Genomic DNA, 26,620 nt, shown 5'->3' with positions numbered 1-26,620 from the left:
TGTTTTGTGATACAATGAAACTGTATTTTTATGGCTATTTTTAGTAGAAAGGGTGTTTGAATGGAAGAGCTATATCCCAATTTAGTTCCGCCACAAAATCTAGAGGCAGAAGAGGCCGTTTTGGGTTCAATTCTTTTGGAACAAGACTCAATTATCTCGGTCATGGAGTTTCTTGTACCCGATGATTTTTATCGCGTTGCTCATCAATTGATTTTTGCCGCAATGATTGAATTAAATCAAAATTCGGAAGCGATCGATCCAATCACCGTTTCAGAAAAATTAAGACAAAAGAACCAAATTGAAAATGTGGGTGGAGAAGCGGGTATTATTGAGCTTCTTGATAAAGTTCCGACAGCAGCCAACGTGGAATTTTATACTCAAATTGTTTTAGAGAAATCAACTCGTCGTAAGTTAATTAAGACATCGACGAATATCGTTAAAAATGCATATCAAGAAGATGAAACAATTGCAAATGTTTTAGATACAGCTGAAAGAGATATTCTTTCTGTATCTGAAGGACGAAATAAAGCTGGATTCATTCCAATTCGCGATGTTTTACATGATGCATATGAAAGTCTTGAAGAGCGATCCAAAAATAATGGAGAAGTTACTGGTATTGCTACAGGGTACATCGGTTTAGACCGAATGACTTCTGGTCTTCATGCCGATGAGCTAATTATTTTAGCAGCACGTCCCTCTGTCGGGAAGACTGCTTTCGTGTTAAACATTGCAAAGAACGTTGCGGTTAATTTGAATGAAACAGTTGCTATTTTCAGTCTTGAAATGGGGGCAGAGTCTTTAGTAGAACGGATTATCTGTTCTCATGCGAGCATTAATGCAGGACATTTGAAAACAGGGAAATTGACCGATGAGGAATATACGCAATATTTCGTGGCGACAGGGGTTCTTGCTGAAGCGCCTATTTATATCGATGATACTCCAGGAATTCGTGTGTCAGAGATTCGTGCGAAATGTCGTCGGTTGAAGCAAGAGCGGAATAATCTCGGCTTAGTAGTGATTGATTACTTACAATTAATCGAAGGAAACGGAAAAGAGAGTCGTCAACAAGAGGTTTCTGAAATTTCTCGTAATTTGAAAAAATTAGCGAAGGAATTAAAGGTTCCAGTTATTGCACTTTCTCAATTATCTCGTGGAGTGGAACAACGTCAAGATAAGCGACCAATCATGTCGGATATTCGTGAGTCTGGATCCATTGAGCAAGATGCGGATATCGTAGCGTTCTTATATCGTGATGATTATTATCGTCAAGAGCCAGATGAAAATGGACAGGTTCCAGAAGTTGAGCCAAATAGTACCATTGAAGTGATTATTGAGAAAAACCGTAGCGGTCCACGTGGAACGGTTGAATTGAACTTCATGAAGGAATTTAATAAGTTTACAAATTTAGTGCCAGATGAAATTGAGCAAAGAGCTCCTATGGCATAGTAAAATTTAAAAAAATAGAAGAGGTGCGTCAAATGTCATCAGTAGTAGTTGTTGGAACACAATGGGGAGACGAAGGTAAAGGTAAGATTACGGATTTCCTCAGTGAGAATGCAGAAGTAATCGCTCGATATCAAGGGGGCGACAATGCAGGGCATACCATTCAGTTTAATGGGGTCACTTATAAACTTCATTTAATTCCATCCGGTATTTTTTCACCAGAAAAAATTAGTGTGATTGGAAATGGAGTTGTTTTAAATCCAAAATCTCTCATTACAGAACTTGCGTATTTACACGAAAGAAATGTGACTACTGATAACTTACGGATTTCAGACCGCGCGCATGTTATCTTGCCATATCATATTCGCCTAGACCAATTACAAGAAGAAGCAAAAGGCGACAACAAAATTGGAACAACGAATAAAGGGATTGGACCTTGTTACATGGATAAAGCGGCTCGTGTAGGGATTCGTGTGGCAGACTTACTCGATAGAGAAGTGTTTGCAGAACGTCTCAGAATTAACTTAGCTGAAAAGAACCGTCTCTTTACTAAAATGTACGATGCAGATCCAATCGAGTTCGATGATATTTTTGAAGAGTACTATGAATATGGTCAACAAATGAAACAATTCGTTTGCGACACTTCTGTGATTTTAAATGATGCATTAGACCAAGGAAAACGTGTGTTATTCGAAGGGGCACAAGGGGTGATGTTGGATATCGACCAAGGAACATACCCATTTGTAACTTCTTCTAACCCAGTTGCTGGTGGGGTAACGATTGGTAGCGGTGTTGGACCTTCAAAAATCAATAAAGTGGTTGGGGTATGTAAAGCATATACTTCTCGTGTAGGGGATGGCCCTTTCCCAACAGAATTATTCGATGAAATCGGCTCACGTATCCGTGAAGTCGGACGTGAATACGGTACAACCACTGGGCGTCCAAGACGTGTTGGGTGGTTCGATAGCGTTGTAATGCGCCACTCTAAACGTGTATCAGGCATTACAAACTTAAGCTTAAACAGTATTGATGTTTTAACAGGCCTTGAAACAGTGAAAATTTGTGTAGCTTACCGCAAACCAAATGGAGAAGAAATTTCCCATTACCCAGCAAGCTTAGTTGAACTAGGTCAATGTGAACCAGTCTATGAAGAATTACCAGGTTGGAGTGAAGATATTACAGGATGCCGTTCACTAGAAGAACTACCTGAAAATGCACGTAACTATGTACGTCGTATTTCAGAATTAGTCGGCGTTCGTATTTCTACTTTCTCAGTAGGACCAGATAGAGAACAAACCAACATTTTAGAAAGTGTTTGGGCATAAAAAAGAATAGAGTAAAGGAAGATTGATATGAAGAAAATTCTAGTTGTAGATGATGAGAAACCAATCTCAGACATCGTCAAGTTTAGTCTTTCAAAAGAAGGATTTGAGGTCATTACCGCATTTGATGGTGAAGAAGGACTTGCTGCTTTTCATGAAAAAAATCCAGATTTAGTCATTTTGGACTTAATGTTACCAAAAATTGATGGATTAGAAGTTTGTCGTGAAATTCGTAAAACAAGTCATGTTCCTATTATCATGGTAACGGCTAAAGATTCTGAAATTGATAAAGTTTTAGGTCTGGAATTAGGAGCAGACGATTACGTAACAAAACCTTTCTCAAACCGAGAATTAATAGCGCGTGTAAAAGCAAACTTACGTCGTCAACAATTAGCTCCAGCGGAAGCAGAAGAAGAAAAAACAGCTAACGAAATTGTTTTAGGCGCTTTAACGATTCATGAAGATGCCTATGTGGTTTCAAAACGTGGTGAAGAAATCGAACTAACGCATCGTGAATTTGAATTGCTTCATTATTTAGCAAAACATATCGGACAAGTGATTACTCGTGAACACTTATTACAAACGGTATGGGGTTATGATTACTTTGGGGATGTTCGTACAGTAGACGTAACAGTTCGTCGTTTACGTGAAAAAATTGAAGACACACCGAGTCATCCAACATGGATTATGACTCGCCGTGGGGTAGGATATTATATTAAAACCCCAGACCAAGAAAAAGAAGCTTAAACAACGAATGCGCTTTTCCTTGCCATGGTATATTCTGGCAAGAAAAGCGTATTTTGCTAAAAAGTAGAGGAGAAAGTGACTCATGAAGAAGATGAAACGATTTTTTCGTTCCATTCAATTTAAGATTCCAATGCTGTTTATCTTGCTCTTGATGATTTCGTTGCAACTCATTGTCGCGAACTTCTTAACGCAATTAGAATCTCAAATGATTTCGAACTTTCAGGAACAAATTCAGCTACAAGTAGGGTTCTTGAAAAATAATGTGCAGCCAATTTTAGCTAAGGATACAACAGACGAGGCCAAATCGGCTGAAATATCGCAATTATTACAAGATTATCCAACAGGGAATAGTATTGTAGAAATTCGTATTATGGATATGCAGGGATATATTTTGGGAACTACGAATCAAACGCAGCAATCAATTGTTGGGACTCGTTCTACAGAGGCTGATGTGCAACAAGTGGTCGTCTCAAATACTGTGTACAGTTATAACTATATTGACGGAGATTCTAGATATTGGAAATACGTTTCACCAATTGATCCCGTCAGTGGGGTTTCAGGAAATCCAGTGGGAATCATTTCGGTAACGTCTAATATTGAATCGCGGTATACCCAAGTTAAAGATATTGGGATTATCTTTATTAGTTCTTCCATTTTTATTATTATTTTAGCGATTGTGATTACGGTCATGATTTCTCAAGGGATTACTCGACCGATTGCTGAAATGAAACAACAGACAGAACAAATTGCAGAAGGAAACTATACGGGTGAAGTGATGATTTACGGAGACGATGAGCTTGGGCAGTTAGGGCAAGCGATTAATGATTTATCTGTAAAAATCAAAGAAGCCCAAGAAGGAACGGAAGCGGAGCGGCAACGCTTAGATAGTGTCTTGCGTCATATGAGTGATGGGGTTATTGCAACGGATCGTCGTGGAAGAATTGTGATTATTAATGCGGCTGCATTGGATGTTTTGAATTTACGAAATGAGCGGATTATCGGAACGCCATTGCTTGAAGTATTGCGTTTAGATCATAGTGTTTCTTTTAGAGATTTATTGGAATCTCAAGAAGAGCGAATGATTACGATTGAAGAAGATGGCGAGGAAACCATTGTCCAATGTGAAATTTCAGTGATTCAGCGTGAATCTGGATTTATTAGTGGTCTTGTATGCGTATTAACGGACGTTACGGAACAAGAAAAAATTGACCGCGAACGTCGTAATTTCGTATCAAATGTTTCTCACGAATTAAGAACTCCATTAACGAGTATCAAGAGTTATACAGAAGCTCTTGTGGACGGGGCATGGGAAAACAAAGAAATCGCTCCGGAGTTTCTAAATGTAATTGAAACCGAAACGGATCGAATGATGCGTATGATTACCGACTTACTGAACTTATCACGGATGGACCAAAATCGATTAGAACTTGATAAAGAGTTTGTGAATATGAATGAACTCGTGAAGCATATTGTGAATCGATTTGATATGGTTTTACAATCCGACCAGTATAGAGAAAAGAACTATCGTATTCTCACAGATATTACCCAAAGAAATCTATGGGTAGAAATCGACCAAGATAAGATGACGCAAGTGCTAGATAATATTATCAACAATGCGATTAAGTATTCTCCAGATGGGGGACGGATTATTGTTCGACTCATGGAAACTCATACCGACCTTATTGTTAGTGTGAGTGATGAAGGTCTAGGAGTTCCACGTAAAGATATTCCTCACCTATTCGATCGTTTCTATCGTGTAGATAAAGCTCGTTCAAGAGCAATGGGAGGTAGTGGACTTGGTCTTGCGATTTCTAAAGAAGTCGTACAACTTCATGGAGGAAAAATCTGGGTGAATAGTATTGAAAATAAAGGATCCACATTCTTTATTTCATTACCTTATGTTCCATTTGAAGAGGATGGTGAATGGGATGAAATTTAAAAATTTTCGAGTACTATTATCGACCTTATTTGTGTTGATGCTCCTTAGCTTTGTATTTACGTATTTAATTGTTATTCGTCCAGTTGAATTTTTTGGAGTTAAAAAGCAATCAACTAATTTGACGACCTCTCAAGATTCCGGAGCGCAGATTCGAGCGAACTATACGCTGGAGGATGTGTTTAGACCGACGCGCCTTGTCTTAACCAATAACAATAAGTTTGAAATGACAAGCCAAATGTCGATTATAAAAGAAGTAAATACCTATCTATCAAAAAGCTTTTCGAATGTAACACGGTTGTCGAACTTAGATGATACTAGTTATGAGAACCTTGTTTTAAGAGAAGCTCATTCGCAAATCTTATTTGATGGTTTGCTTTCTTTTGGAATTATGAATCGGTATTTTGACGGGTTAAATGAGGATTATGTGAATGAGAGATTTTCACGGATTGTTATTCGAACAGATGAGCCGCATACAGCATACTTTGTCAATGATGAAAATAAAAATGTGTACAGTGCGAAAATCGATGAAAGCTTAAGTGCGAAGATGGATGCTTTGTATAAATCAGATGAATTTTATGAAGTAGAATCGTATCGAGGAAAGACAAAACAATTTTTTGTGGAGCAAGATAAGGTAAACGTTGAACAATCTGCGTATTTGATTGAGCAAATTCCAATTACCTTCTATATCCGCCAACTCTTTTCAAATCAAACGGAAATTAGAACACGTGGAGATGGAAAGAGTGTGGTGTATAACGACAATTTATCGCAATTGAAGATGGATCGTACAACGAATATCATTACTTTCTTTGAAAATAAACCAGGGGATGAAACTCTTCTTTATACGAATAACTTAACGCAGACTTTTACACAGATGAAGCGTCTAGGCGGATGGCAGTTAGGAATGAGTTTTTCTTCAGTAGATTTAAGTTCCAATATAGTGGAGTATGTTCGGTATGTGAGCTCCTATCCAATTCTTTCTAGCGGAAGAGAAGGAATGACTCAAGTAAAAGCGACTACAAATGGAATTGAAAAATTAAGAACTTCCTCTTTAATTGCTCAAACACCTCTACCATCCAAAAACAAAAAAGTAACGATTGTTGGTGGAAAAGATATTGTAGCAGAACTGCTTAATGAAGGGTTCTCGATGAATGAAATAGAAGATATTCGAATTGGCTATTCTTGGACAACCAGCAGTGAAAACAATCAAATCGTAGAATTCATTCCAACTTGGTATATAAGAATGAATAACAGATGGAAGACATTATCTGAGTTAAAAAATGAGAAAAAAGCGGGAGATGCCGCGAATAAACAAACAGGAGGAGGTGACGGAGATGGATTTTAGAAGAAGTGCAATCGTATTGATTGTCTGTTTCTTTTTCCTAGATGTATTCCTATTTGGGCTCGTTTGGCAAAAGAAGGTAGAGTCAAAAACTCCCTTGAATTCGAGTATTAATGTCATCGATCAGATGAAACAAGATGGAATTACATTGCCGTCATTACCTTCAACGGATGAAACGGCTCCGATTATCCAATTAACACCCGTTTCAATGGAGTCAGGTTTGAATAATTTACAAAACCAGATTGTCACATTGGAAAAAAATGTCATCAATGCAGAATTGGTACCACCGATTCAGTTAAGTTTATCGAATCCCATTAATGAGGAGAGCTTTAATGACTTAACAGCGTTTATCCATAATAAGGTTTTATTCGGTGATAAATATGTATGGTCTTCTTATAATGCGACTACACGCAAAGTAATTTATACGCAAAAAGCAGATAAATTGAGTATTATGGATGGAACCAGCCAAATTATTGTCACATTGAATACGAATGACCAAGCCGTTAGTTATGAACAAACCTATGCGGGAAATGTACAAGTGCTTGGAAATGAGAGAAGTTTAATTACTGCTCAAAGCGCTGTTGAAGTGTTATTCCTAGCGGGAAAGATTCCAGCAAAATCAACAGTTTCAACGGTTAAGTTATCTTACTTCCAATCATTAGTGCTAAAAGAATTTTCTATTTATTCTCCTGCTTGGTATGTTGAAATACGTCAAGCGGATGGTCAATTAGTGGCACGTCGTGTGGATGCGATTCATGGGACCGTGTTAACGAATGAAACCTTGGAAACAACGAATACGCAAACGCAGCGTACAACAACCAATAACACAACAACACAAACAGTGCAGCAACAATAGAAGGGACATAGTATGCAAGAATTAGGTTTTAAAGTGAGTTTATTAGCGAGTGGGAGTTCAGGTAATGCAACTTATATTGAGACTCCTAAGCAAAAATTATTAGTGGATTGTGGACTCACTGGTAAAGCTATTAGTGCGCAAATGGAGAAAATAAATCGTTCTATATCCGATATTGATGCGATTTTAGTGACTCATGAGCATTCAGATCACATCAAAGGAATTGGCGTGCTTGCAAGAAAGTATGGCATTCCTATTTATGCAAACGAAAAAACATGGGCAGCAATGTCCGGCAAAATTGGAAAGGTTGCTCTTGAGCAACAAGAGATTTTCAATACAGGAGACACACTGACTTTTGGAGATATTGATGTGATGAGTTTTGCCGTTTCTCATGATGCGGCGGCTCCACAGTTTTATAGCTTCCAAAAGGATCAACGCCAATTTGTTATGCTAACGGATACCGGATATGTGAGTGACAAACTTCGTGCACTCCTCAAAAATGCCAATGCGTATTTAATTGAAAGCAATCATGATCTTGAAATGTTAAGAATGGGACCTTATGCGTGGCATTTAAAGCAACGAATCTTAAGTGATAAAGGCCATTTATCCAATGATGATGGGGCTTTAGCTATGTGTGAAATGCTTGGGGATCAGACGAAACGCATTTATTTAGGCCATTTAAGTCAAGATAATAATATGAAGGAAATTGCTTATCAAACAGCAGAATCCGTATTTAGAACTCACGATAAAGGAGTTCATCATTCCTTCGAATTATTTCATACGGATCCGTATGAGCCTACAAGCCTATTTGAAGTTTAAATTCTTAGGAATAATGCAAGAGATTTTTAAATAGACTATAAGTGTTTGTTCATACAAAATTCATATTTAGAATTTATCTTTAAAGTAACAACGAGAGGAGTGAGCAAATGGAAGAAGAACAACAAAAACAGTTAAGAAAACGCAAAAATAAAAGCTTTAGAAATGGCTTTGTTGGTGGGATTGTTGGAGGAACCATTGCAGTCGCAAGTGGAATTGGAATTATGGCGATTACAAATCCTTTAAACCATCAAACACCAACACCAACTACGCAAGCTTCAGAGAGCAATGTAACGACTACAAAAACCTCTACAGCCGCGGCAAATACAAATAATGATATTTCTAAGGTTGTAGAAAATGTAAAAAATGCAGTGGTTTCTGTCATTAACAAACAATCGTCTGGCCGTAATTCTCTTTACGGGACTCAGCAGCAACAACAACAATCAAATGATGAATTAACGACAGCTTCAGAAGGAAGTGGAGTTATTTATAAAAAGGAAAATGGATATGCCTATATCGTAACGAACAATCACGTTATTGCAAATTCGCAAGAGTTAGAAGTTCTTTTAGCAGATGGAACTAGGGAAAAGGCAGAATTAGTTGGGAGTGACCAATGGACGGACTTAGCAGTGATACGTATTCCTGCAGATAAAGTAAGTACTGTAGCGGAATTTGCGAACTCTGATGAGGTAAAAGCAGGACAAACGGCTATTGCGATTGGATCTCCTCTCGGCAGTGAATTTGCTACCAGTGTTACGCAAGGGATTGTTTCTGCAAATAATCGTCCAGTTCCAACAGATGTGGATGGCGATGGCCAACAAGATTGGATTGTAAATGCGATTCAAACCGATGCGGCAATTAATCCAGGGAACTCAGGTGGAGCTCTTATTAATAGCGCGGGACAAGTCATTGGGATTAACTCTATGAAGATTTCTAAATCCTCTGTTGAAGGTATGGGATTTGCGATTCCAAGTAATGAGGTCGTAAACATCATTAATGAATTGGAAAAAAATGGTAAAATCGTTCGTCCAGCTCTAGGAATTTCAATGGTGAACTTATCGAATGTGAATTCACAGGCTGTTAATCAATTGAATTTACCAAAAGATGTGAAGAGCGGTGTAGTGGTCGCTGAAGTGTCTTCTAAGGGAAGTGCAAAAGCGGCAGGACTTCAACCTTATGATGTCATTGTAGAAATGGATGGCCAAAAAGTAGAGGGAATTCAAAATCTAAGAAAAATACTCTATAGCCATAAAGTGGGAGATAAATTGGAAGTAACGTATTATCGTAACGGACAAAAACAAACAACCACAGTTTCCTTAACAGAAACCAATAACCCAAGTTTATAAAGTAAATGAAGAATCGGATTACCAATGTGTAATCCGATTTTTTTGGACTTATCCGCAAACTTATCCACCGAATTGTGGATAACTCTGTGGAAAAGTCTTTGGAAAACTCCTTGTCAAGTCAAAACAGTGGGAAACACCTTTTGAAAATAGAAAGTGATAAAAGGCCTAGAATAAGGAATTTGATTGGAAAAAGTTATAAACATGAAAAAGAATTATTGTGGATAACTTTTTCATTAAATGACAAAGAACGTTGATATAACAGTGTTTTTAAAAGGTCAGGTTTAGTGTGTATAACTGTGGATAACTGACTTATCCCTCCGAAAATTAAATATAACATTTATGTAACATTTAGATGAATGGAATCTATATCTAGGGGCTATGGATAAAAACTATCAAAATTTAGTGGCGAACATGTGTACATGTGGATAACTTTGTGGATAAGTAGGGGATAAGAGGATAAAACAAGCATTTTTCCTCAAAAAAAGGTAAGATATTGGATGAAGTGAGGGGATAATATGAATATCACGATTGTGAGTGTTGGAAAATTAAAAGAAAAATATTTAAAACAAGGAATTGATGAATACGCAAAACGCTTAGGAAGTTACTGCAAGTTCCAAGTAGTGGAAGTGCCAGACGAGAAGGCTCCTGAAAACTTAAGTGATAAAGAAATGGAGCAAGTACTCGAAAAAGAAGGAGAACGCATCCTTGCTAAAATTAAAGACGGGGACGTGGTTGTGGCTATGGCGATTGAAGGAGACTTAGTGAGTTCAGAGCAACTCGCCAAAGAGATGGATACTTTTGCGCTCCATGGTAAGAGTTCGATGGTCTTTGTTATTGGGGGATCTCTAGGGTTAAGCCCAGCTGTGAAAAAACGGGCTGACCGTAAGATATCATTTGGCCGTATTACCTTGCCGCATCAACTGATGAGACTCGTTCTAACCGAGCAAATTTACCGAGCATTCCGAATTAATTCTGGTCATGCTTATCATAAATAAGTAAATATTCTCATAAAAAATATAAAAAGAAAGTGCAAAATAGAGAAGTTATCTTCACATTTATTTCATAAGGTGTGTCTATACTTTAGTTATTCCCAAAGAGAATATTTATCCTCCCAAATAAATATTTCTAATCCTTTTTTCCACGAAGCCTGTTATATCAACGGTTTCGTGGTTTTTTTATTTTCCATTTTTAGCGATTGACTATCCTTTTGACTTTCTATTCATACCTTAATAATGGATAGTATCAACCGAGTTAGTAGTGCGATGTTTTAAAATAAAAAAGGACACCTAATTTAGGTGTCCTATGCAGAGCCGGTAAAACCTCTCTGAAAAATATCATCTGTAGAGCCTGCGATAAATCGCACCTCTAATGTATGTTCATTATAATGAAAGTATGAATGAATATCAATTCTCGAACTAGAAATTTTGAATGACAGTAGTATCAATAATAAAATTACTTTATCTGTAAGCTTCAGCAGCAGAGTTAATTAACACTATTGATAAAAAAGCATTGATTGAAGAAAAAATCCGTACTATACTAAAAATATGGAGAAGTACCCAAGAGGCTGAAGGGGTCGCACTCGAAATGCGATAGGTCGTGAAAGCGGCGCGGGAGTTCAAATCTCCTCTTCTCCTTAAAAGTTCCTTATATATCAACATTTATAGAGGTTTTGTTCCGTTAATTCTGATGAGATTTATCCGTTTTAAAAAAGTACTGGAGGCAGAAAAAGAGATGACCAAAGTAAAATTAAATTTAAATCAAACGCATTGTTGTGGAATTTATTCGGATAAGACGGTGTATAGTTTTACAGGGGATAGCTACCAAGAGTTGTTTTACCTTCTTCAAAGACGTGGACTTATTGAATCGTTTATCGATGGGGACTTCATTGTCTATGATGAATTAAGACAGTACTCTGATTTACCTCCTTATCAGAAACTTACTGAGGAAGAATTAGAAGCGATTGATTTTGATAGTATTATTCAAAATCTGAGTGATAATGAAATCAAATCGGTGATTGAAACATTCTTTGCCTATCGTTTTGAATGTGAGTTTCAAGAAGTAGAAGAATAAATTTATGTAGTATTTTAAAAGCCAGGACATATAATTTGTCCTGGCTATTGTTTATTTTATTTTTAGAGATTCGTTATATTCTTCTGCATCTGGAGTTTTCGTAAACTCAATCGTTAAATCTTTATATTTCATTAGCTCTTTCTCTAAATCATCAATTGAAACCTTAAAGAATTCTTTTCGGTTATTAACTTTATTCACGCGGTTTTTGCTAAATTTGTTGTGCAATTCAGTTTCTAGTTGATAGGCATTATAGCTGAAAATTAAGGCATGAACATCAAATTTAAAAGGAACTGAAGCGCTACTCAATTCGTTAATTCTCTCTAGCGGATCTAGACGTCTAGTAACGCCAATCTTAAATATATCTTTTCCAAATGCACCGATATTGGAAATTATATAGACATAACCAGCTCCTAAATTTTCTAGGCGATAATCAAGTTCTTTCTCTTCATCTGTATAGTCTTTAATATTTTGATTAGCTGCTGCAAGTTGAGCTAAAATATCATCCTTCTCATTTTCATCTTTAGTTTCAGCTAATCTTAGGTTTAATTCTTCAACTAATTTTTGTAAATGAGTAATTTCTTTGTTTATTTTCTTCTTTTTATTTTCAACTTCTTTTTGTAGAGCTTTTTCTTCACGTTCTTTTTCTCGTTGCTCTCTTAAAGCTTCTTTTTCTTCAGCTTTCTTTCTTTCAAATTCATATCCTAAATACAATTCCTGATATTTCAAATTTAGAAATTCTTCGCGAATAGATACTAAGTTTGGTTTGAACGCTTGATTCAAAATTCTAAATGATGTAGCTATTTTATTTTCAATTGAATCAATATTATTATATTTAATTTTATTAATGGCAGCTTCACATTCAGCATTAAAACATCTTAGTATAACTTTGATATTTCCATTGGTCATTTGACGACCTTTTGATAAACTTCCATCAACACGTCATAAATCAGAATATTTTACAGCGGATTTGTTTTTTATCATATTTTTTTGTTGCTGACGAATTTTATCTAATTCATCTTTGTATTGTAGAGATGTAGCAAAATCATATTTTGGTTTATACAGTGCAAACTGTTGAAGTTCAATCTCATCTTCGACGTCAACTAATTCTTTACGTTTATTACTGATTTCTCGAATAACCCCATCTAATTGAGATTTATATTTAATGACTTCTACGTTAATTTCCTTTTTTTCTTTCTCTTTTTTAGCGATATAGTCATTAATTTCTGCAATTGTTAGTGACTTCGTTTCTTCGAGTATTTTCTCCATATTTTGAACTTTCCCATTAAGTTCTTCATTTTCTTTTTTTATCTCTGATATTCTAAAAATATCTAAAAACCCCATACTAAACACCTTCCCCAATTTTATAATAAAAAACCGGAACGAAATTTCGTTCCGGCAAATATTGTTAAGTAACGACTCTTAGCGAATCACTTGTTCTGTTTCTTTGTCGAAGAAGTGAGATTTGTTTAAGTCGAATGCTAATTCAACTGTTTCGCCTGGGCTGTGGAAGTCACGTGCATCCACTTTAGATACGAATTCAGTATCATCAACACGAGTATAAAGCATTGTTTCTGCACCAAGTAATTCTGATACTACAACTTCAGCTTTTACTGAAGAAGATGGGTAAGTATCGATAGCGATTTGAGAACCTTTGATATCTTCTGGACGAATACCGAAGATAAGTTCTTTTCCTTCATAGCCTTTTTCTTCAAGAAGTTTTTTCTTCGCTTCTGGTAATTGTAATGATAAACCTTTACCGTTCGTAATCACGCCGTCTTTTAATGTGACAGTGAAGAAGTTCATTGCTGGTGATCCGATGAATCCAGCTACGAATACATTGTTAGGTGTGTTGTACACTTCTTGTGGAGTACCGATTTGTTGTACGAAACCGTCTTTCATGATAACGATACGGTCCGCCATTGTCATCGCTTCTGTTTGGTCGTGTGTTACGTAAATAGTTGTTGTTTCTAAACGACGGTGTAATTTTGCAATTTCAGCACGCATCGCAACACGTAATTTAGCATCTAAGTTAGAAAGAGGTTCGTCCATTAAGAATACTTTCGCATCACGAACGATCGCACGTCCTAAAGCCACACGTTGACGTTGACCACCAGATAAAGCAGCTGGTTTACGTTCTAAGTATTGTGCTAAACCTAAGATTTCAGCAGCATTTTTAACACGTTTGTCAATTTCAGCTTTGTCGTATTTACGTAATTTCAAACCGAATGCCATGTTATCATATACGCTCATGTGAGGATATAGGGCATAGTTTTGGAATACCATCGCGATATCACGATCTTTTGGAGCTACGTCGTTCATCACAACGTCGCCGATTTTTAATTCCCCTTCAGAAATATCTTCTAGACCAGCAATCATACGAAGTGTAGTTGATTTACCGCATCCAGAAGGTCCTACGAATACGATGAATTCGCGATCTTTGATGTGTAAGTTAAAGTCTGTTACGGAATAGTTTTCCGCGTTGTCATATTTTTTGTGAATATGGTTTAATTGCATTTCTACCATTAGGATTTCCCCCTGTCATTGTTTTAACACTATTAGTTTACGATTTTTAGTAGAAAAGTGATAGGGTACATTGCACAAAAAGTATCCTAAATTTTGTGCATATTGCCGAAAAATGGTGTATGAAGGATTCTTTTTACCGTATCTTAAGATAAAGAATGTAAGGATTTTCAAAAAAAGAGTGAACACGAGTGCAAGCTTTCCAAAACTTTGTTATGATAAGAGGTAGAAACTTTAAATGAAAAGGTGATGAAATGGAAAGAAAACGTGGATTTGAAGTTATATCTGCTTATGAAGGGAAAGGAATTCATGTTCCTAAACGTTCTACAAAACATTCGGCAGGTTATGATTTTGAAGCGGCAGAAGATATTGTGTTACCAAGTATTTGGAAAATGATCTTTAAATTTGCTGCTACTCAATTAAAACAATGGATTTATACAACCGATAAAGAAACGGTTGAGGCAGAATTACAAAAAGAACAAAAAGTATTAAAACCGATTCTTGTTCCAACAGGAATTAAATCTTATATGCAAGAAGATGAATATTTACAACTTGCGAACCGTTCAAGTAATCCACTTAAACACTTTTTAGTATTACCAAACGGAATTGGAGTTGTTGATAGCGACTATTATAATAATCCAGATAACGAAGGACATATTTACTTCCAATTAATCAACTTTGGATTATTCGATAAAGAAATTAAAAAAGGCGACCGTATTGGCCAAGGTATTTTCTTACCATTCTTAAAAGCAGATACGGACGAAGAAAATGATATGAATGAACGTACAGGCGGTTTTGGTTCTTCTGGCGTTCGTTAGAAAGGAGCCAATATGGCAAAAACAGCCACAAGTTTTGTATGTAGAGAATGTGGATATAATTCACCAAAATATTTAGGAAAATGTCCAAACTGTGGAAATTGGTCCACAATGGAAGAGTTTAAGGAAACGACGAGTAACACGAAACGACCTTCTTTAGTCCAACAGTCAGAAGAAGCCCATAAAACAAAACCGATGCGACTGGACCAGGTTTCTTATGAACGCGTCAACCGTGTAAAAACATCCATTAGCGAACTCGACCGTGTGCTTGGTGGTGGCGTGGTGCCAGGCTCCTTAGTATTAATCGGTGGGGACCCTGGGATTGGAAAATCGACTTTATTATTACAAGTTTCTAGTGAATTACAACAAACACAAGGGACCGTTCTCTATGTATCCGGAGAGGAAAGTGCGTCTCAAATTAAAATGCGTGCAGAGCGTCTTGGGATGCAAGCAGACGGATTTTATATTTATGCGGAGACAAACTTAGAAGATATCGTTGCGCAAGTAGAAGCGTTGAAGCCGGACTATGTCATTATCGATTCGATTCAAACGATGACACATCCACAGGCAAACGGGGTAGCCGGAAGCGTGTCTCATGTTCGTGAGGCAACGGCAACACTCATGCGACTTGCGAAACTCAATCAGATCGCCATCTTTATTGTGGGTCACGTGACAAAAGAGGGAGCGTTGGCAGGTCCTCGTATGTTGGAACATATGGTGGACACCGTTCTTTATTTTGAAGGGGATAAGCATCATAGTTTCCGAGTGCTTCGCTCTGTGAAAAACCGTTTTGGGTCAACGAACGAGATTGGGGTCTTCGAAATGCATCAAGAAGGGCTGAATGAAGTAACCAATCCTTCGGAAGTCTTTTTAGAAGAACGTTTGGCTGGCGCAACTGGTTCCGCAATTGTCGTGTCTCTTGAAGGGACACGACCAATTTTAACCGAGGTGCAATGTCTATTGTCCCCAACAGCCTTTGGAAATGCACGCCGTACGACAAGTGGTCTAGACTATAATCGTGTTGCGCTCTTGATGGCGGTACTTGAGAAACGTGCAGGTCTTCTATTGCAAAACCAAGATGCTTACTTTAAATCAACTGGTGGTTTGAAACTCAACGAACCTGCAGTCGATTTAGCGATTGCGATGAGTATCGTTTCAAGCTATAAGGAAAAAGAAACGCAGATGGGGGATTGCTTTATCGGCGAAATTGGCTTGACAGGTGAAATTCGAAAAGTAAACCGTGTCTATGACCGTGTCCGTGAAGCAGAAAAACTCGGATTCAAGCGTGTCTTCATTCCAAAAAACAACTTAGATGGATGGAAAATTCCTGAAAATATCGAAGTTGTCGGTGTATCTTCTGTCAAAGAGGCTATTTATAAAGCCTTCAATCATGAAAAATAGAAAGGAGAGGATTGGATGGAACAACCCAAAAAATTTCGAGCATACGGAAGAAAATTATTACAATTCATTTTCGTATTGCTCGGAGGATCTTTAGGAGCGACGTACTTTCCAAGTCTATGGCAAACGTTCAATATTTCAAATGAATGGCTAACATCTCAAGTAACGAATATTTTATTAGGTGCAATTATTTTATTCTGTATTTCATTTTTCGTTGCTGATCCAATTTTAGCGGGAATTCGTAGACTTGAAAAAATTGTGAGTCAACTATCAGTAAGTTATTTACTCTTCGGGATGATAGGAGCGCTGATTGGACTATTAGTGGCTTGGCTAGTTGGCCTTCCGTTTACTAATTTGCAAATTCCTGCAATTACTCAAGCGCTGCCGATTGCGCTTAGCATTATCTTTGGTTATCTTGGATTTTACGTAGGAACCACTCGTCGTGAGGATATTTTAAGAGTCTTCACAGTCAATAAGAAAAAAACAGAAGATTCTCCAGTGTTAGAGCGTAAAGCAGGAGATAATTTTAGAAAATATAAACTGCTCGATACGAGTGTCATTATTGATGGTCGTATTTACGATATTGCTAAAACAGGCTTTATCGAAGGGGTGCTGGTGATTCCAGTATTTGTTTTAAACGAGCTTCAATACATTGCGGATAGTGCAGATAGCTTAAAACGTGTAAGAGGCCGCCGCGGATTAGATATTTTAAACGCCCTTCAAAAAGAAGAGCATATTCAAGTGGAAATTTACGAAGGGGATTATGATGATATCAATGAAGTCGATCGTAAATTAATTCGATTGGCCAAATCCATTGATGGAATTATTATCACCAATGATTTCAACTTGAACAAAGTAAGTGAGTTCCAAAATGTTCCGGTATTTAATATCAATGCTTTAGCCCAAGCCATTAAACCAGTTGTGATTCCGGGTGAAACGTTGAAGACTACCGTTGTGAAACAAGGAACGGAGCGTCAACAAGGGGTCGCGTACTTGGATGATGGAACGATGATTGTTGTGGAAGACGGTCAATATTATATGAACGAAGAGATTGAAGTGGTCGTAACGAGCGCGCTTCAAACTGCAGCAGGTCGTATGATTTTCGCCAAACCGCTGCATAGCCAAAAGAAAATTAAACAATAAAGTGCAAAATGATTACTTCAAATCCTTGCGGATTTATTTATAATAACGGTAACGTTGCACCGGCTCGAGCCTAGTGTCTCTCGCCTAAAAAGCTCAAAAAGGGAGTACGGAATAAATTCCGAACTCCCTTTAATTCGTATTTTTTGCGAACCACGTTACTGTTATTATAAAATCCGCATGATTCTCCGTAATCATAGAGCTTAATTTTTTTTGGTTGGAGCAATAAACAATCTGCTGACAATTTGAATAAATAGAAAAAGAGGATGGACGAATTTCGTCCATCCTTTTTCCTATTCAATATCAATTTCGAATGGTTCATCAATGGTTTCAGAGACGTATTTGCCGTCTTTCTTCCTTTGTTTCACACATTCCGTTAATAAATATTCGATTTGTCCATTGACTGATCTAAAATCATCTTCTGCCCATGATGCGATAGCAGCATATAATTTAGAAGACAGTCGTAATGGAATTTGTTTTTTCTTTAAGTCAGCCATCGTTAGTATAGGCTTCCTGTGTTAACGATTGGTTGAGCATCATGATTTCCGCAAAGAACAACTAGTAAGTTAGAAACCATCGCAGCTTTACGTTCTTCATCAAGTTCTACGAGTTCTCCTTCACTTAAGCGTTCTAGCGCCATTTCAACCATTCCAACGGCACCATCTACAATCATCTTTCTAGCATCAATAATTGCTGAAGCTTGTTGACGTTGAAGCATTACAGCAGCAATTTCTGGAGCATATGCTAGATAAGTAATACGGGCTTCGATAATTTCAAGTCCTGCATTTTCTACACGTGCTTGAATTTCATCACGAATACGTTTTGCAACGACTTCACTAGAACCACGTAAGCTACCTTCGTCGGCAATCCCATCACCTGTAGTGTCGACATTTGGAGCGACATCATATGGATAGATGCGTACGATATTACGAAGGGCGCTGTCACATTGAAGCGATAAGTATTCTTTATAGTTATCTACATTGAAGACCGCTTTAGCTGTATCAACCACTTTCCAAGTTACGGCAATTCCGATTTCTACAGGATTTCCTAAGCAATCATTAATTTTTTGACGAGAATTATTTAAGGTCATGATTTTTAAGGAAATATGTTTTTTAAAGGCATCTAAGTTGGCTTCAATTCCTGAGTTACCAACCGCGATTGGTGTATTTTGACGATCGACATCGCCGCTTTGTCCCAGTTTCGTTTTAGAAGCAGGATTCACTGCCACGCTAAAAGGATTTACAAAATAGAATCCAGGCTCTTTAATCGTTCCTGTGTAATCCCCAAAAAGAGTCAAAACAATGGCCTCTTGAGGTTTCACAACTTTCAGACCACCAAATGAAATGACCGATCCAATAAATAAAAAGATACTTAGAAGAACACCCACGACAGATAATGCTTCATTCTTCAAAAAGGCGATGGAAGAAATAAAGCTTGCAATCGCAACAATTATCATTAGAACAATGAAAAATAATGCGGCAAAACCGTTAGACTTTGTTTTTAAAATTTTTTCGTTCATAAAAAAGACTCCTTTGTCTATTTGATATCTAAATGATATCACTACGAAATCTAAAAAGCAATATAAAAAAAGAACTATTGGTAAATTTTCCCAATAATTCTTAGAGATGGAATTTTAACTATAAAATAAGTAGTAAGAGGAACGTTATAATTGCTAGTCCGCCTTGTTTCCAGATGATGCTCATTTGGCTTGTAAGACCGCCGTATACTGCTACGACAATGATATTGAAGAGTAAAAATCCAACTAATTCTTTAGAACCAACGATTAATCCAAAGACTAATCCTACGGCAATCATTAAGTTATAGACACCTTGATTTTTAAAGAGCGTCGTAATATTAGCATTTTTCAATGTTTCAACACTCATATTGAAGACGCGGCTTGTAGCTTCTGAAGTCGTTTGGAGTGTTTCCAAGTAGAAAATATACACGAATTCGAGTGCCACGAGAGCCGTTAAAATAGTAATCATAATAGACATATGTCTGCCTCCTTTTTATTAAGCAGACTAGAGTATAACCCGTTTTTTTGACAGAAGCGAATGATAAGCCTAGGAAGAGCGAAACATTGACGGAGTGCACTCAATATGCTATCCTATCCTTTGTATAAAAAAGAATCACTACGATTTAGAAAGGAGAAAGTCATGAGTTATATTTCAGTAGAACATCTTTCTTTCTCATATGAACAAGAGACAGTACTTGAAGATATTAGCTTTACAGTGGAGCCGGGTCAGTTTGTGATTTTGACTGGGGAAAATGGGGCGGCAAAGTCAACACTCGTTAAAAATATTTTGGGACTTTTAACACCTAAGACAGGGAAAGCAGTGATTGCTAAGAAAAATAGTAATGGCGAGAAGTTATCGATTGGGTATGCTCCGCAACAGATTTCTTCTTTTAATGTAGGTTTCCCTTCGAATGTTTATGAACTAGTTGCTTCAGGGCGATACCAACAAGGTCGCTGGTTTAAAAAATTAACAGCAGAAGATCACGAACATATCGAGCGTTCTCTCAAATCCGTTGGGATGTGGGATGAGCGTCATAAGCGTATCGGAGATTTATCGGGGGGACAAAAACAACGCATTTGTTTAGCGCGAATTTTTGCAACAGACCCAGATTTATTCGTTTTAGATGAGCCAACTGCGGGTATGGACAAAGCTTCTAGAGAACGATTTTATCATCTATTACATCATGCATGCGCTCATCATGGGAAAGCCATTTTGATGGTGACTCACGAGGAAGAAGCGCTTGAACAATACGTGGATAAACATATCCATCTGCAACGAAAGGAGGATTCTCCATGGAGATGTTTTTCTATGGTTTCATGCAAAGAGCATTCATCTCAGGAATAGCGATGGCGTTTATCACGCCGATTCTTGGATTGTTCTTAATTCTTAGAAGGCAGTCGCTCATGGCGGATACTTTATCGCACGTTTCTTTAGTCGGAGTTGCACTAGGGTTTCTTCTAGGAATGAATCCAACGTTCACAACTCTAATTGTAGTTATTATTGCAGCCATTTTTATTGAGGCCATTGGAAAGTATTTTAGAGGATATTCCGAAATCACCGTTGCGATTTTGATGTCTGGTGGAATGGCAATTGCTCTTATTTTAATGAACTTACAAAAAGGTCGTTCAACGATGAGTGTGGATCAATTTTTATTTGGTTCGATTGTGACAATTACAAATGAACAAATGTGGATTATGATTTTACTAGCCGTAGTTGTAGTTGGTTTATATGCGATTTTCCGTAAACCACTCTATGTTCTATCGTTTGATGAAGACACAGCGATGACAGCGGGACTGCCCGTTCGATTGATGACAAATCTCTTTACAATTATCACAGGAGTTGTGATTGCAGTGATGATGCCAATCGCAGGATCTCTTCTAGTATCAGCCGTTATCGTATTGCCAGCTTCGATTGCGCTTCGTGTGAGCAGTAAGTTTAATGGAGTGATTATCGGCGGGATTATCATTAGTCTGATTGGATTTTTTGCAGGTCTTTCAGCATCCTATATTTACGAAGCACCCCCAGGAGCGGCGATTACATGTGTGTTCCTTGTCATTTTATTCATCTCATTTATCCTGAGTGCCTTTCGTAAAAAAGCATAATAATAAAGCTTACCATCATTTGGTAGGCTTTTTTTATTTCTTGACTTGAATGAAAAAAGGGTTTATATTACGAAGTAACCAGTGGTTAGTATTAACAGTTGAGGTGTTGAAATGAATCAATTGATATATCGTTTAATTTCAAAGAGAAAGAGAATTAGTCCACATATTGAAAAATTCGAGTTTGATATTGGGATATTCATTGTTAGTATTTGGAGTGTTGAAAAGAATAACCAATACTTCTTAATTGATAGTGGTTTAGCTAAATTATTACCACGAATGGCAGAGTATGTTGTTCGTAATTTTTATGATAAGGAAAGAGTTTCTGGAGTATTTTTAACGCATGGACATTCTGACCATATTGGAGGAATTCCAAGATTAAAAAAACTATTACCAAATCTTCCTATTGTTATCGACAACAGAGAAATTCCTTTTGTTTTAGGAGAAAAACCATATCCTGGTCGAGAAAAGCTAGAGCCTATCACTTTTAAAAAGCAGGATTTCATTGAACTAGGAACTCCCGAATCAAATGAGTTGTTAGAACAAGCCGGACTCAAAGCAATTTATTCACCAGGGCACTCGCCAGGACATACCTGTTATTATCATGCAGAGGATAATCTATTAATTGGAGGAGATCTTCTGACGACGAACAGAGCTGGAGTGTTAACCGCACCAATGAAAGAATATACAGCAGATATGCCGAAAGCTTTAGAAACAGCTCATTCAGTATTGAAAGAATATCGCCAATCTATACTTTCTGTTGCTCATGGAGGAGAAGTGAAGAATGCATTGCAAGAAATGGAGAAAAGTGAATGGTTTCGGAACAGTTAACAAGGGATAGAATCTTAGAAGCTGCAAGTAGTCTTTTTGCAGAAAAATCTTTTCAGGAGGTTGGGATTCGAGAAATTGCCAAACGTGCAGGATGCTCTCATACAACCATTTATCTTTATTTTAAAAATAAGGATGAAATTTTGTTTGAAGTTGCTAGTGCACCTTTAGAAAATCTGTATCAAACGACATTAGAAATCTATCAATCGAATGAGAGTGTAGAAGATAGATTATTAGGAGTTTGCCATCATTTTATTCGGTTTGGATTCCAATATGCGAGCTTTAATCAGCTTTTATTCATAGTTGAAGGGGAGGAAGTTGACTTACCCGAATTCACAAAACCAATTAATCAATTAAGAATGAAGAGTTTCAACATACTAAAATCTTTAATTCAAGCAGTCTTACCTATGTCAATCAGTGAAGAGAAATTATTCAATATCGTCCGCGGAACCTATTTGTTTTTACAAGGAATGGTGATTAACTACGCTTCTGGGAATTGTGGATATAACGATAGATTACAGACAATTGTTACAGATTACTTAACCTTTACATTATTGAATCGGAAGAATTTGTAAAATATAACTATTTTTGGAGGATAAGCATGTGATTATACAGGCGTTATCGAGTCTAGTGACAATACTAGCAGTCATCACGCTCGGCTATCTCTTGCAGGCCAAGGGATGGTTTCAGAAAGGATTCAGTAAGAGCATTGCGGATTTGATTTTGAAAATTGCTTTGCCAGCGTCCATCTTTGTTTCAGTATTAAAATTTATTACAAAAGAACAACTCGTGAGCTTCTTTGGAGCAAGCCTTTATCCGTTGATTACGGTGATTCTAGGATACATCGTGGCATGGGGCACTGTTGTTTTGTTCAAAGTTCCAGTTGGAAGACGCGGAGTGATGCTCAATACATTCGTGAATGCGAACACAGTTTTTATGGGGCTGCCGCTCAATCTTTCTCTTTTTGGAGAAGAAGCGATGCCGTACTTTTTGGTTTACTACGTCATTAATACATTGTCGATTTTTACTGTGGGAACTTATGTCGTAGCAATTGACCGTCCTGATGGAACTAAAAATAAAGGAATCGAGTGGAAGAGCCTCTGTTCGCCCCCGCTTATTGCGTTCTTGGTGGCATTAGGAGTTGTGGCGTTTGGAATTCCAATTCCATCATTTGCACAAAATTCCATTAGTATAGTAGGAAGTTTAGTAACGCCATTGTCCCTTATGTATATCGGGATCAACCTTCAGCAAAGTGGTCTTGGAACATTGCGCATCGACCGCGATACCGTACTTGCGCTAGCAGGGCGCTTTGTTATTTTTCCAATCATAATGGTATTGGTGTTACTTGTTGGAGGAGCGGATAATCCCTTATTAAAAGAAACCTTTATTATTCAGTCGACTATTCCAACGCTCGTGATTATGCCAATTTTAGCGGCAGAAGCTAAAGGAGATGTCGATTTTGCGACGAATGTGGTGACGATGACCACCATTGCTTACTTAGCAGCATTGCCATTGTGGTCGTTATTCTTATTTCTAATTTAACGCAATTACCATATATGGTAATTGCAGAGTACACAAAAAAGCGAAGAACCAATTTGGCTCTTCGCTTTATTTCATTTTATCTTATAAAAATTCATGCTTATCAAAGAAGTTACCTAAAACAGCTTTGATCTTTTGAGATTCGGTATCAATTTCTGTAATTTTAATGATAGAAGAATAATCAGACACATTGTGATTAGACACTCCAGATTCACAGAACACAACCGCTCCTGCAGTGGTTGAATCGAACTCTTGAATTAAGCTACGCATTCCGTTAATCGTACCACCAGCTTTTAAGAAATCGTCAACGATTAATACATTAGATCCACTAGGAAGTGTACGTTTAGATAATTCCATTTTCTCAACACGAGAAGAAGAACCGGAAACGTAGTTAATACTTACAGTAGAACCTTCTGTAATTTTTGAATCACGACGAACAATGACGAAAGGAACGTTTAAATAATTCGCTACCGTTTGTGCAATAGGAACACCCTTTGTTGCAACGGTCATAACGGCATCAATCTTCTTATCTTCGTAAGCAGATGCAATCATTTTTCCTAAATCATGTAATACATTTGGTTTTGCAAGTAAATCAGAAAGATAAATATATCCCCCTGGCAATAAGCGACTTGCATCGTTCATTTGTTCTTTTAATTTCTCCGCAGCAGCCAATGCTTGTTCACGTTTGATTTTTGGTACAAAAATCACTCCGCCAGCAGCACCAGGGACTGTACGAATAATCCCAACACCTTGTTTTTCAAAAGTCTTCTTAATGATAGCAATATCTTCACTAATAGAAGATTTTGCGGACTGGTACAAAGTTGTAAATGTAGTTAATGAAATTAACGTATGTGGATTATCTAATAGACGTTGTGTCATATCAATAAGACGTTCACTTCTTTTCAATTTCATTGTATCGTCCTCCCTCTTTGAATGAACTACTTCTATATTATACATAAAATAACGAAAATTACAATTTCGAAAAACCGTATCATTCGGGAAAAAGCACAAAAAACACCTCTTTATAAAACGAACGTTCTATTTTTATAAAGAATATCTTTTCAGCGTGAGAAGTGTTATAAAAATAGGGCTGAACAAAGTTATAAAAAGTTTCTCAAAGGGAAATCGATTCCTTCGAATCCTCACGGATATGTTCATAATAGCTGTAACGTTGCACCGGTTCGAGCCTAGGGTCTCTCACCTTTAAAACAAAAAATGGGGCGTAAGGATTAAAAATCCTACGCCCCTTAGCACAGTGGTTGAATGGAATGAGTTTCGCTGTAAACAGCTATCTCATTCCTATTCAACTTTGTAGGGGAAAGAAAACGAAATACCATAGATACATTTGTATCTATGGCATTTCTGTCTTTCTCCCTTTTTTTAATGCGAATTCACGTTACTGCTATTATAGAATCCGTGGATTCTCAGTAATCTCAATCTTAGTAAAGCATCCATATGGTTCAGCCTATTTCATAACCACTTCGAGTGTTCATTAAAACTTCAAAACAAAAGAAAGTTTTTATCCAACCATTCTCTATAGTTTAAATGCGTTTGAGTTCGATGCCGACAACACCGTATTGTGCTTGTTTTTCTTTTGAATAGTAAGTCAACATGTTGTCGGGATGTGCATTGTCCACGTCTTCTGGAGTATACCCACATTGTAGAAGCGGGAGGTTTTCATACAGTTCTGTGAAGTTTTTAAAAACATGCAACTGAACCACTTCGCACAGTGTCGTTTGCGAAGCATCTTCGGTATTGGTAAATCGAATCTGATCACCAATTTGAATCGATTGGCGCTTCTCATCGTACAGACGAAGCTCAATCGTTTTTTGACCGGAGACAATCGAAGCATACGGTCTTGGGAAAAGGGTCATCTCATGCAGCATGACTAGTTCTCCTTGTTTAGTACGAATTTTTCAACGGCAACAGCAACGCCATCTTCGTCATTAGTGGTTGTCACGAAGTTTGCAATCTCTTTAATCGAATCAATCGCATTTCCCATCGCAGCGCCAAGACCCGCGTATTCAATCATATCACGATCGTTCTCGTGGTCGCCAAGACACATCACTTCATCGGGTGTAAGGCCAAGTTTATCGGCTAGATGATGCACGGCTTTTCCTTTGCTGGCTTCAGGATGAATGACTTCGAGGTAAAAGCTGGCACTACGGAAAATGTTGTAGCTACTCTTGAAGTCGTTAGAAAGATTTGGAATTAATTCTTCTAAAACTTCAGGCTCATCCACGAACATGATTTTAACGAATTCTTTATCGGTTGGAATGTCCTTGTATAATTGGTGCACGATTGGCATGCCGACTAGTTCGCTCTCATGGACAGAGTATTTGCCAACTGTTTCCGTTGGAACGTAAATCGCTTCTTCGTCAATAGCGTGGTAGTGCACATTGTATTTTGTAGCGTACTCGTTCACGCGTTTTAAGTCGTCATGTGTCATTGAGAAGCGAACGAGTGCTTTTTTCGAACCTGTTTGTTGTACAAGTGTTCCGTTGTAAGTCACAACGTAATCGTGGTCGTTGACGAGGTCTAGTTCTTGAAGAAGACCTTTTACACCAGGATATGGTCGTCCTGTACAAAGAACCACATAGACTCCTTGTGCGCTCGCGGCGTTTAAAGCAGCCTTTACTCGAGGTGTGATTTCGCGTTTTGAATTGAGCAGTGTGCCGTCGATATCGATGGCGATTAATTTGATAGCCATAATGCCTCCTTGAAAATTGTTAAATAGCGTTAAGTAAGGTTTTGAGCTGGATAATTGGACGTCTTTAAAATAAGAATCTGAGCAAAAATACAATGCTTTTACATCATTCCATTACGGAAATCTTTCGGAGTACTCCGTAAAATATGGAAAACACAATATACCTTATAAGGTATATTGTG

The 26,620-nt window shown here is 37.5% G+C and carries 27 protein-coding genes and 1 tRNA gene; 19 read left to right on the top strand and 9 right to left on the bottom strand.

Features of this window, described 5'->3' with window-relative positions:
* Positions 1–60 precede the first annotated feature (60 nt).
* The 11 genes from dnaB to HMPREF3103_RS01360 all read left to right on the top strand — a co-directional run bounded on the left by dnaB (position 61) and on the right by HMPREF3103_RS01360 (position 11,875).
* Complete coding sequence (dnaB, locus tag HMPREF3103_RS01410; protein ID WP_070436960.1) at positions 61–1,446, top strand: replicative DNA helicase; 1,386 nt, start codon at positions 61–63, stop codon at positions 1,444–1,446.
* A 32-nt stretch (positions 1,447–1,478) separates the two neighbouring features.
* Positions 1,479–2,768 carry an adenylosuccinate synthase gene (locus tag HMPREF3103_RS01405; protein WP_070436959.1) on the top strand — a complete coding sequence of 430 codons (1,290 nt, stop codon included), beginning with the start codon at positions 1,479–1,481 and terminating at the stop codon, positions 2,766–2,768.
* Positions 2,769–2,795: 27 nt separating this feature from the next.
* On the top strand, positions 2,796–3,512 hold the full coding sequence (gene yycF, locus HMPREF3103_RS01400; RefSeq protein WP_049554790.1) for a response regulator YycF: 717 nt from the start codon (positions 2,796–2,798) through the stop codon (positions 3,510–3,512).
* Positions 3,513–3,594: 82 nt separating this feature from the next.
* Positions 3,595–5,451, top strand: coding sequence for a cell wall metabolism sensor histidine kinase WalK (gene walK / locus HMPREF3103_RS01395; RefSeq protein ID WP_070436958.1), 1,857 nt, complete (start codon positions 3,595–3,597; stop codon positions 5,449–5,451).
* Entirely contained in the window at positions 5,441–6,793 is a 1,353-nt protein-coding gene (locus HMPREF3103_RS01390; protein WP_070436957.1) for a YycH family regulatory protein, read from the top strand. Before walK ends, HMPREF3103_RS01390 begins: the two co-directional genes overlap by 11 nt.
* The gene (locus HMPREF3103_RS01385) at positions 6,783–7,646 is read left to right on the top strand and encodes a two-component system regulatory protein YycI (RefSeq protein WP_070436956.1); all 864 of its coding nucleotides are present in this window, start codon (positions 6,783–6,785) and stop codon (positions 7,644–7,646) included. Before HMPREF3103_RS01390 ends, HMPREF3103_RS01385 begins: the two co-directional genes overlap by 11 nt.
* Positions 7,647–7,658: 12 nt before the next feature.
* On the top strand, positions 7,659–8,462 hold the full coding sequence (locus tag HMPREF3103_RS01380; protein WP_070436955.1) for an MBL fold metallo-hydrolase: 804 nt from the start codon (positions 7,659–7,661) through the stop codon (positions 8,460–8,462).
* 107 nt (positions 8,463–8,569) lie between these two features.
* Complete coding sequence (locus HMPREF3103_RS01375; protein ID WP_005608160.1) at positions 8,570–9,805, top strand: S1C family serine protease; 1,236 nt, start codon at positions 8,570–8,572, stop codon at positions 9,803–9,805.
* A 515-nt stretch (positions 9,806–10,320) separates the two neighbouring features.
* A complete protein-coding gene (rlmH, locus tag HMPREF3103_RS01370) occupies positions 10,321–10,800 on the top strand; it encodes a 23S rRNA (pseudouridine(1915)-N(3))-methyltransferase RlmH (protein ID WP_049554784.1) in 480 nt (159 codons plus the stop codon).
* A gap of 551 nt (positions 10,801–11,351) precedes the next feature.
* Positions 11,352–11,439, top strand: a tRNA-Ser gene (locus HMPREF3103_RS01365).
* Positions 11,440–11,536: 97 nt separating this feature from the next.
* Positions 11,537–11,875, top strand: a complete 339-nt coding sequence (locus HMPREF3103_RS01360; RefSeq protein ID WP_070436954.1) for a hypothetical protein — start codon at positions 11,537–11,539, stop codon at positions 11,873–11,875.
* Positions 11,876–11,926: 51 nt separating this feature from the next.
* Here the strand turns inward: HMPREF3103_RS01360 and HMPREF3103_RS01355 are convergent, their stop codons facing one another.
* From HMPREF3103_RS01355 to HMPREF3103_RS01350, 3 genes are all read right to left on the bottom strand, one after another.
* Positions 11,927–12,781: an SNIPE associated domain-containing protein gene (locus HMPREF3103_RS01355; protein WP_246826940.1), complete on the bottom strand. Its 855-nt coding sequence runs from the start codon at positions 12,779–12,781 to the stop codon at positions 11,927–11,929.
* Positions 12,782–12,814: 33 nt separating this feature from the next.
* Positions 12,815–13,216, bottom strand: a complete 402-nt coding sequence (locus tag HMPREF3103_RS09590) for a hypothetical protein (protein WP_246826939.1) — start codon at positions 13,214–13,216, stop codon at positions 12,815–12,817.
* Between the two features lie 78 nt (positions 13,217–13,294).
* A complete protein-coding gene (locus HMPREF3103_RS01350) occupies positions 13,295–14,398 on the bottom strand; it encodes an ABC transporter ATP-binding protein (RefSeq protein WP_049554782.1) in 1,104 nt (367 codons plus the stop codon).
* A gap of 251 nt (positions 14,399–14,649) precedes the next feature.
* Between HMPREF3103_RS01350 and HMPREF3103_RS01345 the strand changes: the two genes are divergently transcribed.
* Genes HMPREF3103_RS01345 through HMPREF3103_RS01335 form a run of 3 tightly spaced genes read left to right on the top strand, consistent with a single transcriptional unit; the run spans position 14,650 to position 17,751 of the window.
* A complete protein-coding gene (locus HMPREF3103_RS01345; RefSeq protein ID WP_070436953.1) occupies positions 14,650–15,213 on the top strand; it encodes a dCTP deaminase/dUTPase family protein in 564 nt (187 codons plus the stop codon).
* A 12-nt stretch (positions 15,214–15,225) separates the two neighbouring features.
* Positions 15,226–16,611 (top strand): DNA repair protein RadA, encoded by a 1,386-nt coding sequence (gene radA, locus HMPREF3103_RS01340; RefSeq protein ID WP_070436952.1) that lies wholly within the window; start codon positions 15,226–15,228, stop codon positions 16,609–16,611.
* A 15-nt stretch (positions 16,612–16,626) separates the two neighbouring features.
* Positions 16,627–17,751, top strand: a complete 1,125-nt coding sequence (locus tag HMPREF3103_RS01335; protein ID WP_005608054.1) for a PIN/TRAM domain-containing protein — start codon at positions 16,627–16,629, stop codon at positions 17,749–17,751.
* A gap of 290 nt (positions 17,752–18,041) precedes the next feature.
* Here the strand turns inward: HMPREF3103_RS01335 and HMPREF3103_RS01330 are convergent, their stop codons facing one another.
* The 3 genes from HMPREF3103_RS01330 to HMPREF3103_RS01320 all read right to left on the bottom strand — a co-directional run bounded on the left by HMPREF3103_RS01330 (position 18,042) and on the right by HMPREF3103_RS01320 (position 19,742).
* Positions 18,042–18,245: a type II toxin-antitoxin system antitoxin gene (locus HMPREF3103_RS01330; RefSeq protein ID WP_005608052.1), complete on the bottom strand. Its 204-nt coding sequence runs from the start codon at positions 18,243–18,245 to the stop codon at positions 18,042–18,044.
* Positions 18,246–18,247: 2 nt separating this feature from the next.
* Positions 18,248–19,267 carry an SPFH domain-containing protein gene (locus HMPREF3103_RS01325; protein ID WP_070436951.1) on the bottom strand — a complete coding sequence of 340 codons (1,020 nt, stop codon included), beginning with the start codon at positions 19,265–19,267 and terminating at the stop codon, positions 18,248–18,250.
* 118 nt (positions 19,268–19,385) lie between these two features.
* On the bottom strand, positions 19,386–19,742 hold the full coding sequence (locus tag HMPREF3103_RS01320) for a DUF1304 domain-containing protein (protein WP_070436950.1): 357 nt from the start codon (positions 19,740–19,742) through the stop codon (positions 19,386–19,388).
* A 162-nt stretch (positions 19,743–19,904) separates the two neighbouring features.
* Here HMPREF3103_RS01320 and HMPREF3103_RS01315 point away from each other — a divergent pair, with 162 nt between their 5' ends.
* From HMPREF3103_RS01315 to HMPREF3103_RS01295, 5 genes are all read left to right on the top strand, one after another.
* The gene (locus HMPREF3103_RS01315; protein WP_039849304.1) at positions 19,905–20,609 is read left to right on the top strand and encodes a metal ABC transporter ATP-binding protein; all 705 of its coding nucleotides are present in this window, start codon (positions 19,905–19,907) and stop codon (positions 20,607–20,609) included.
* A complete protein-coding gene (locus HMPREF3103_RS01310; RefSeq protein ID WP_070436949.1) occupies positions 20,558–21,367 on the top strand; it encodes a metal ABC transporter permease in 810 nt (269 codons plus the stop codon). Before HMPREF3103_RS01315 ends, HMPREF3103_RS01310 begins: the two co-directional genes overlap by 52 nt.
* A gap of 111 nt (positions 21,368–21,478) precedes the next feature.
* The gene (locus HMPREF3103_RS01305; RefSeq protein WP_070436948.1) at positions 21,479–22,195 is read left to right on the top strand and encodes an MBL fold metallo-hydrolase; all 717 of its coding nucleotides are present in this window, start codon (positions 21,479–21,481) and stop codon (positions 22,193–22,195) included.
* A complete protein-coding gene (locus tag HMPREF3103_RS01300) occupies positions 22,177–22,767 on the top strand; it encodes a TetR/AcrR family transcriptional regulator (RefSeq protein WP_070436947.1) in 591 nt (196 codons plus the stop codon). Before HMPREF3103_RS01305 ends, HMPREF3103_RS01300 begins: the two co-directional genes overlap by 19 nt.
* Before the next feature lie 28 nt (positions 22,768–22,795).
* A complete protein-coding gene (locus tag HMPREF3103_RS01295; RefSeq protein WP_083278689.1) occupies positions 22,796–23,734 on the top strand; it encodes an AEC family transporter in 939 nt (312 codons plus the stop codon).
* 81 nt (positions 23,735–23,815) lie between these two features.
* Here the strand turns inward: HMPREF3103_RS01295 and purR are convergent, their stop codons facing one another.
* The 3 genes from purR to yidA form a co-directional block, all read right to left on the bottom strand.
* On the bottom strand, positions 23,816–24,643 hold the full coding sequence (gene purR / locus HMPREF3103_RS01290) for a pur operon repressor (protein WP_039849302.1): 828 nt from the start codon (positions 24,641–24,643) through the stop codon (positions 23,816–23,818).
* Between the two features lie 629 nt (positions 24,644–25,272).
* Complete coding sequence (locus tag HMPREF3103_RS01285) at positions 25,273–25,617, bottom strand: ASCH domain-containing protein (RefSeq protein WP_070436945.1); 345 nt, start codon at positions 25,615–25,617, stop codon at positions 25,273–25,275.
* A 2-nt stretch (positions 25,618–25,619) separates the two neighbouring features.
* Positions 25,620–26,441 carry a sugar-phosphatase gene (yidA, locus tag HMPREF3103_RS01280; protein WP_070436944.1) on the bottom strand — a complete coding sequence of 274 codons (822 nt, stop codon included), beginning with the start codon at positions 26,439–26,441 and terminating at the stop codon, positions 25,620–25,622.
* Between the last annotated feature and the right edge of the window lie 179 nt (positions 26,442–26,620).

This window comes from Granulicatella sp. HMSC30F09 (assembly GCF_001806915.1).
Classification (GTDB): Bacteria; Bacillota; Bacilli; order Lactobacillales; family Aerococcaceae; genus Granulicatella; species Granulicatella adiacens.
Note: the sequence above shows the minus strand (reverse complement) of the source record. Positions and strands in the feature narration are given on the sequence as shown.

What these genes read in the sequence shown, in the direction of transcription:
- HMPREF3103_RS09590 (WP_246826939.1), bottom strand. Translation starts at nt 13,216, where the DNA reads ATGGGGTTTTTAGATATTTTTAGAATATCAGAGATAAAAAAAGAAAAT.
- HMPREF3103_RS01305 (WP_070436948.1), top strand. Translation starts at nt 21,479, where the DNA reads ATGAATCAATTGATATATCGTTTAATTTCAAAGAGAAAGAGAATTAGT.
- radA (WP_070436952.1), top strand. Translation starts at nt 15,226, where the DNA reads ATGGCAAAAACAGCCACAAGTTTTGTATGTAGAGAATGTGGATATAAT.
- HMPREF3103_RS01380 (WP_070436955.1), top strand. Translation starts at nt 7,659, where the DNA reads ATGCAAGAATTAGGTTTTAAAGTGAGTTTATTAGCGAGTGGGAGTTCA.
- HMPREF3103_RS01355 (WP_246826940.1), bottom strand. Translation starts at nt 12,781, where the DNA reads ATGACCAATGGAAATATCAAAGTTATACTAAGATGTTTTAATGCTGAA.
- HMPREF3103_RS01390 (WP_070436957.1), top strand. Translation starts at nt 5,441, where the DNA reads ATGAAATTTAAAAATTTTCGAGTACTATTATCGACCTTATTTGTGTTG.
- HMPREF3103_RS01350 (WP_049554782.1), bottom strand. Translation starts at nt 14,398, where the DNA reads ATGGTAGAAATGCAATTAAACCATATTCACAAAAAATATGACAACGCG.
- yidA (WP_070436944.1), bottom strand. Translation starts at nt 26,441, where the DNA reads ATGGCTATCAAATTAATCGCCATCGATATCGACGGCACACTGCTCAAT.
- HMPREF3103_RS01385 (WP_070436956.1), top strand. Translation starts at nt 6,783, where the DNA reads ATGGATTTTAGAAGAAGTGCAATCGTATTGATTGTCTGTTTCTTTTTC.
- purR (WP_039849302.1), bottom strand. Translation starts at nt 24,643, where the DNA reads ATGAAATTGAAAAGAAGTGAACGTCTTATTGATATGACACAACGTCTA.
- HMPREF3103_RS01335 (WP_005608054.1), top strand. Translation starts at nt 16,627, where the DNA reads ATGGAACAACCCAAAAAATTTCGAGCATACGGAAGAAAATTATTACAA.
- HMPREF3103_RS01330 (WP_005608052.1), bottom strand. Translation starts at nt 18,245, where the DNA reads ATGGCTGACTTAAAGAAAAAACAAATTCCATTACGACTGTCTTCTAAA.
- HMPREF3103_RS01310 (WP_070436949.1), top strand. Translation starts at nt 20,558, where the DNA reads ATGGAGATGTTTTTCTATGGTTTCATGCAAAGAGCATTCATCTCAGGA.
- HMPREF3103_RS01320 (WP_070436950.1), bottom strand. Translation starts at nt 19,742, where the DNA reads ATGTCTATTATGATTACTATTTTAACGGCTCTCGTGGCACTCGAATTC.
- HMPREF3103_RS01360 (WP_070436954.1), top strand. Translation starts at nt 11,537, where the DNA reads ATGACCAAAGTAAAATTAAATTTAAATCAAACGCATTGTTGTGGAATT.
- walK (WP_070436958.1), top strand. Translation starts at nt 3,595, where the DNA reads ATGAAGAAGATGAAACGATTTTTTCGTTCCATTCAATTTAAGATTCCA.
- HMPREF3103_RS01315 (WP_039849304.1), top strand. Translation starts at nt 19,905, where the DNA reads ATGAGTTATATTTCAGTAGAACATCTTTCTTTCTCATATGAACAAGAG.
- HMPREF3103_RS01300 (WP_070436947.1), top strand. Translation starts at nt 22,177, where the DNA reads ATGGTTTCGGAACAGTTAACAAGGGATAGAATCTTAGAAGCTGCAAGT.
- HMPREF3103_RS01285 (WP_070436945.1), bottom strand. Translation starts at nt 25,617, where the DNA reads ATGCTGCATGAGATGACCCTTTTCCCAAGACCGTATGCTTCGATTGTC.
- yycF (WP_049554790.1), top strand. Translation starts at nt 2,796, where the DNA reads ATGAAGAAAATTCTAGTTGTAGATGATGAGAAACCAATCTCAGACATC.
- HMPREF3103_RS01405 (WP_070436959.1), top strand. Translation starts at nt 1,479, where the DNA reads ATGTCATCAGTAGTAGTTGTTGGAACACAATGGGGAGACGAAGGTAAA.
- rlmH (WP_049554784.1), top strand. Translation starts at nt 10,321, where the DNA reads ATGAATATCACGATTGTGAGTGTTGGAAAATTAAAAGAAAAATATTTA.
- dnaB (WP_070436960.1), top strand. Translation starts at nt 61, where the DNA reads ATGGAAGAGCTATATCCCAATTTAGTTCCGCCACAAAATCTAGAGGCA.
- HMPREF3103_RS01345 (WP_070436953.1), top strand. Translation starts at nt 14,650, where the DNA reads ATGGAAAGAAAACGTGGATTTGAAGTTATATCTGCTTATGAAGGGAAA.
- HMPREF3103_RS01325 (WP_070436951.1), bottom strand. Translation starts at nt 19,267, where the DNA reads ATGAACGAAAAAATTTTAAAAACAAAGTCTAACGGTTTTGCCGCATTA.
- HMPREF3103_RS01375 (WP_005608160.1), top strand. Translation starts at nt 8,570, where the DNA reads ATGGAAGAAGAACAACAAAAACAGTTAAGAAAACGCAAAAATAAAAGC.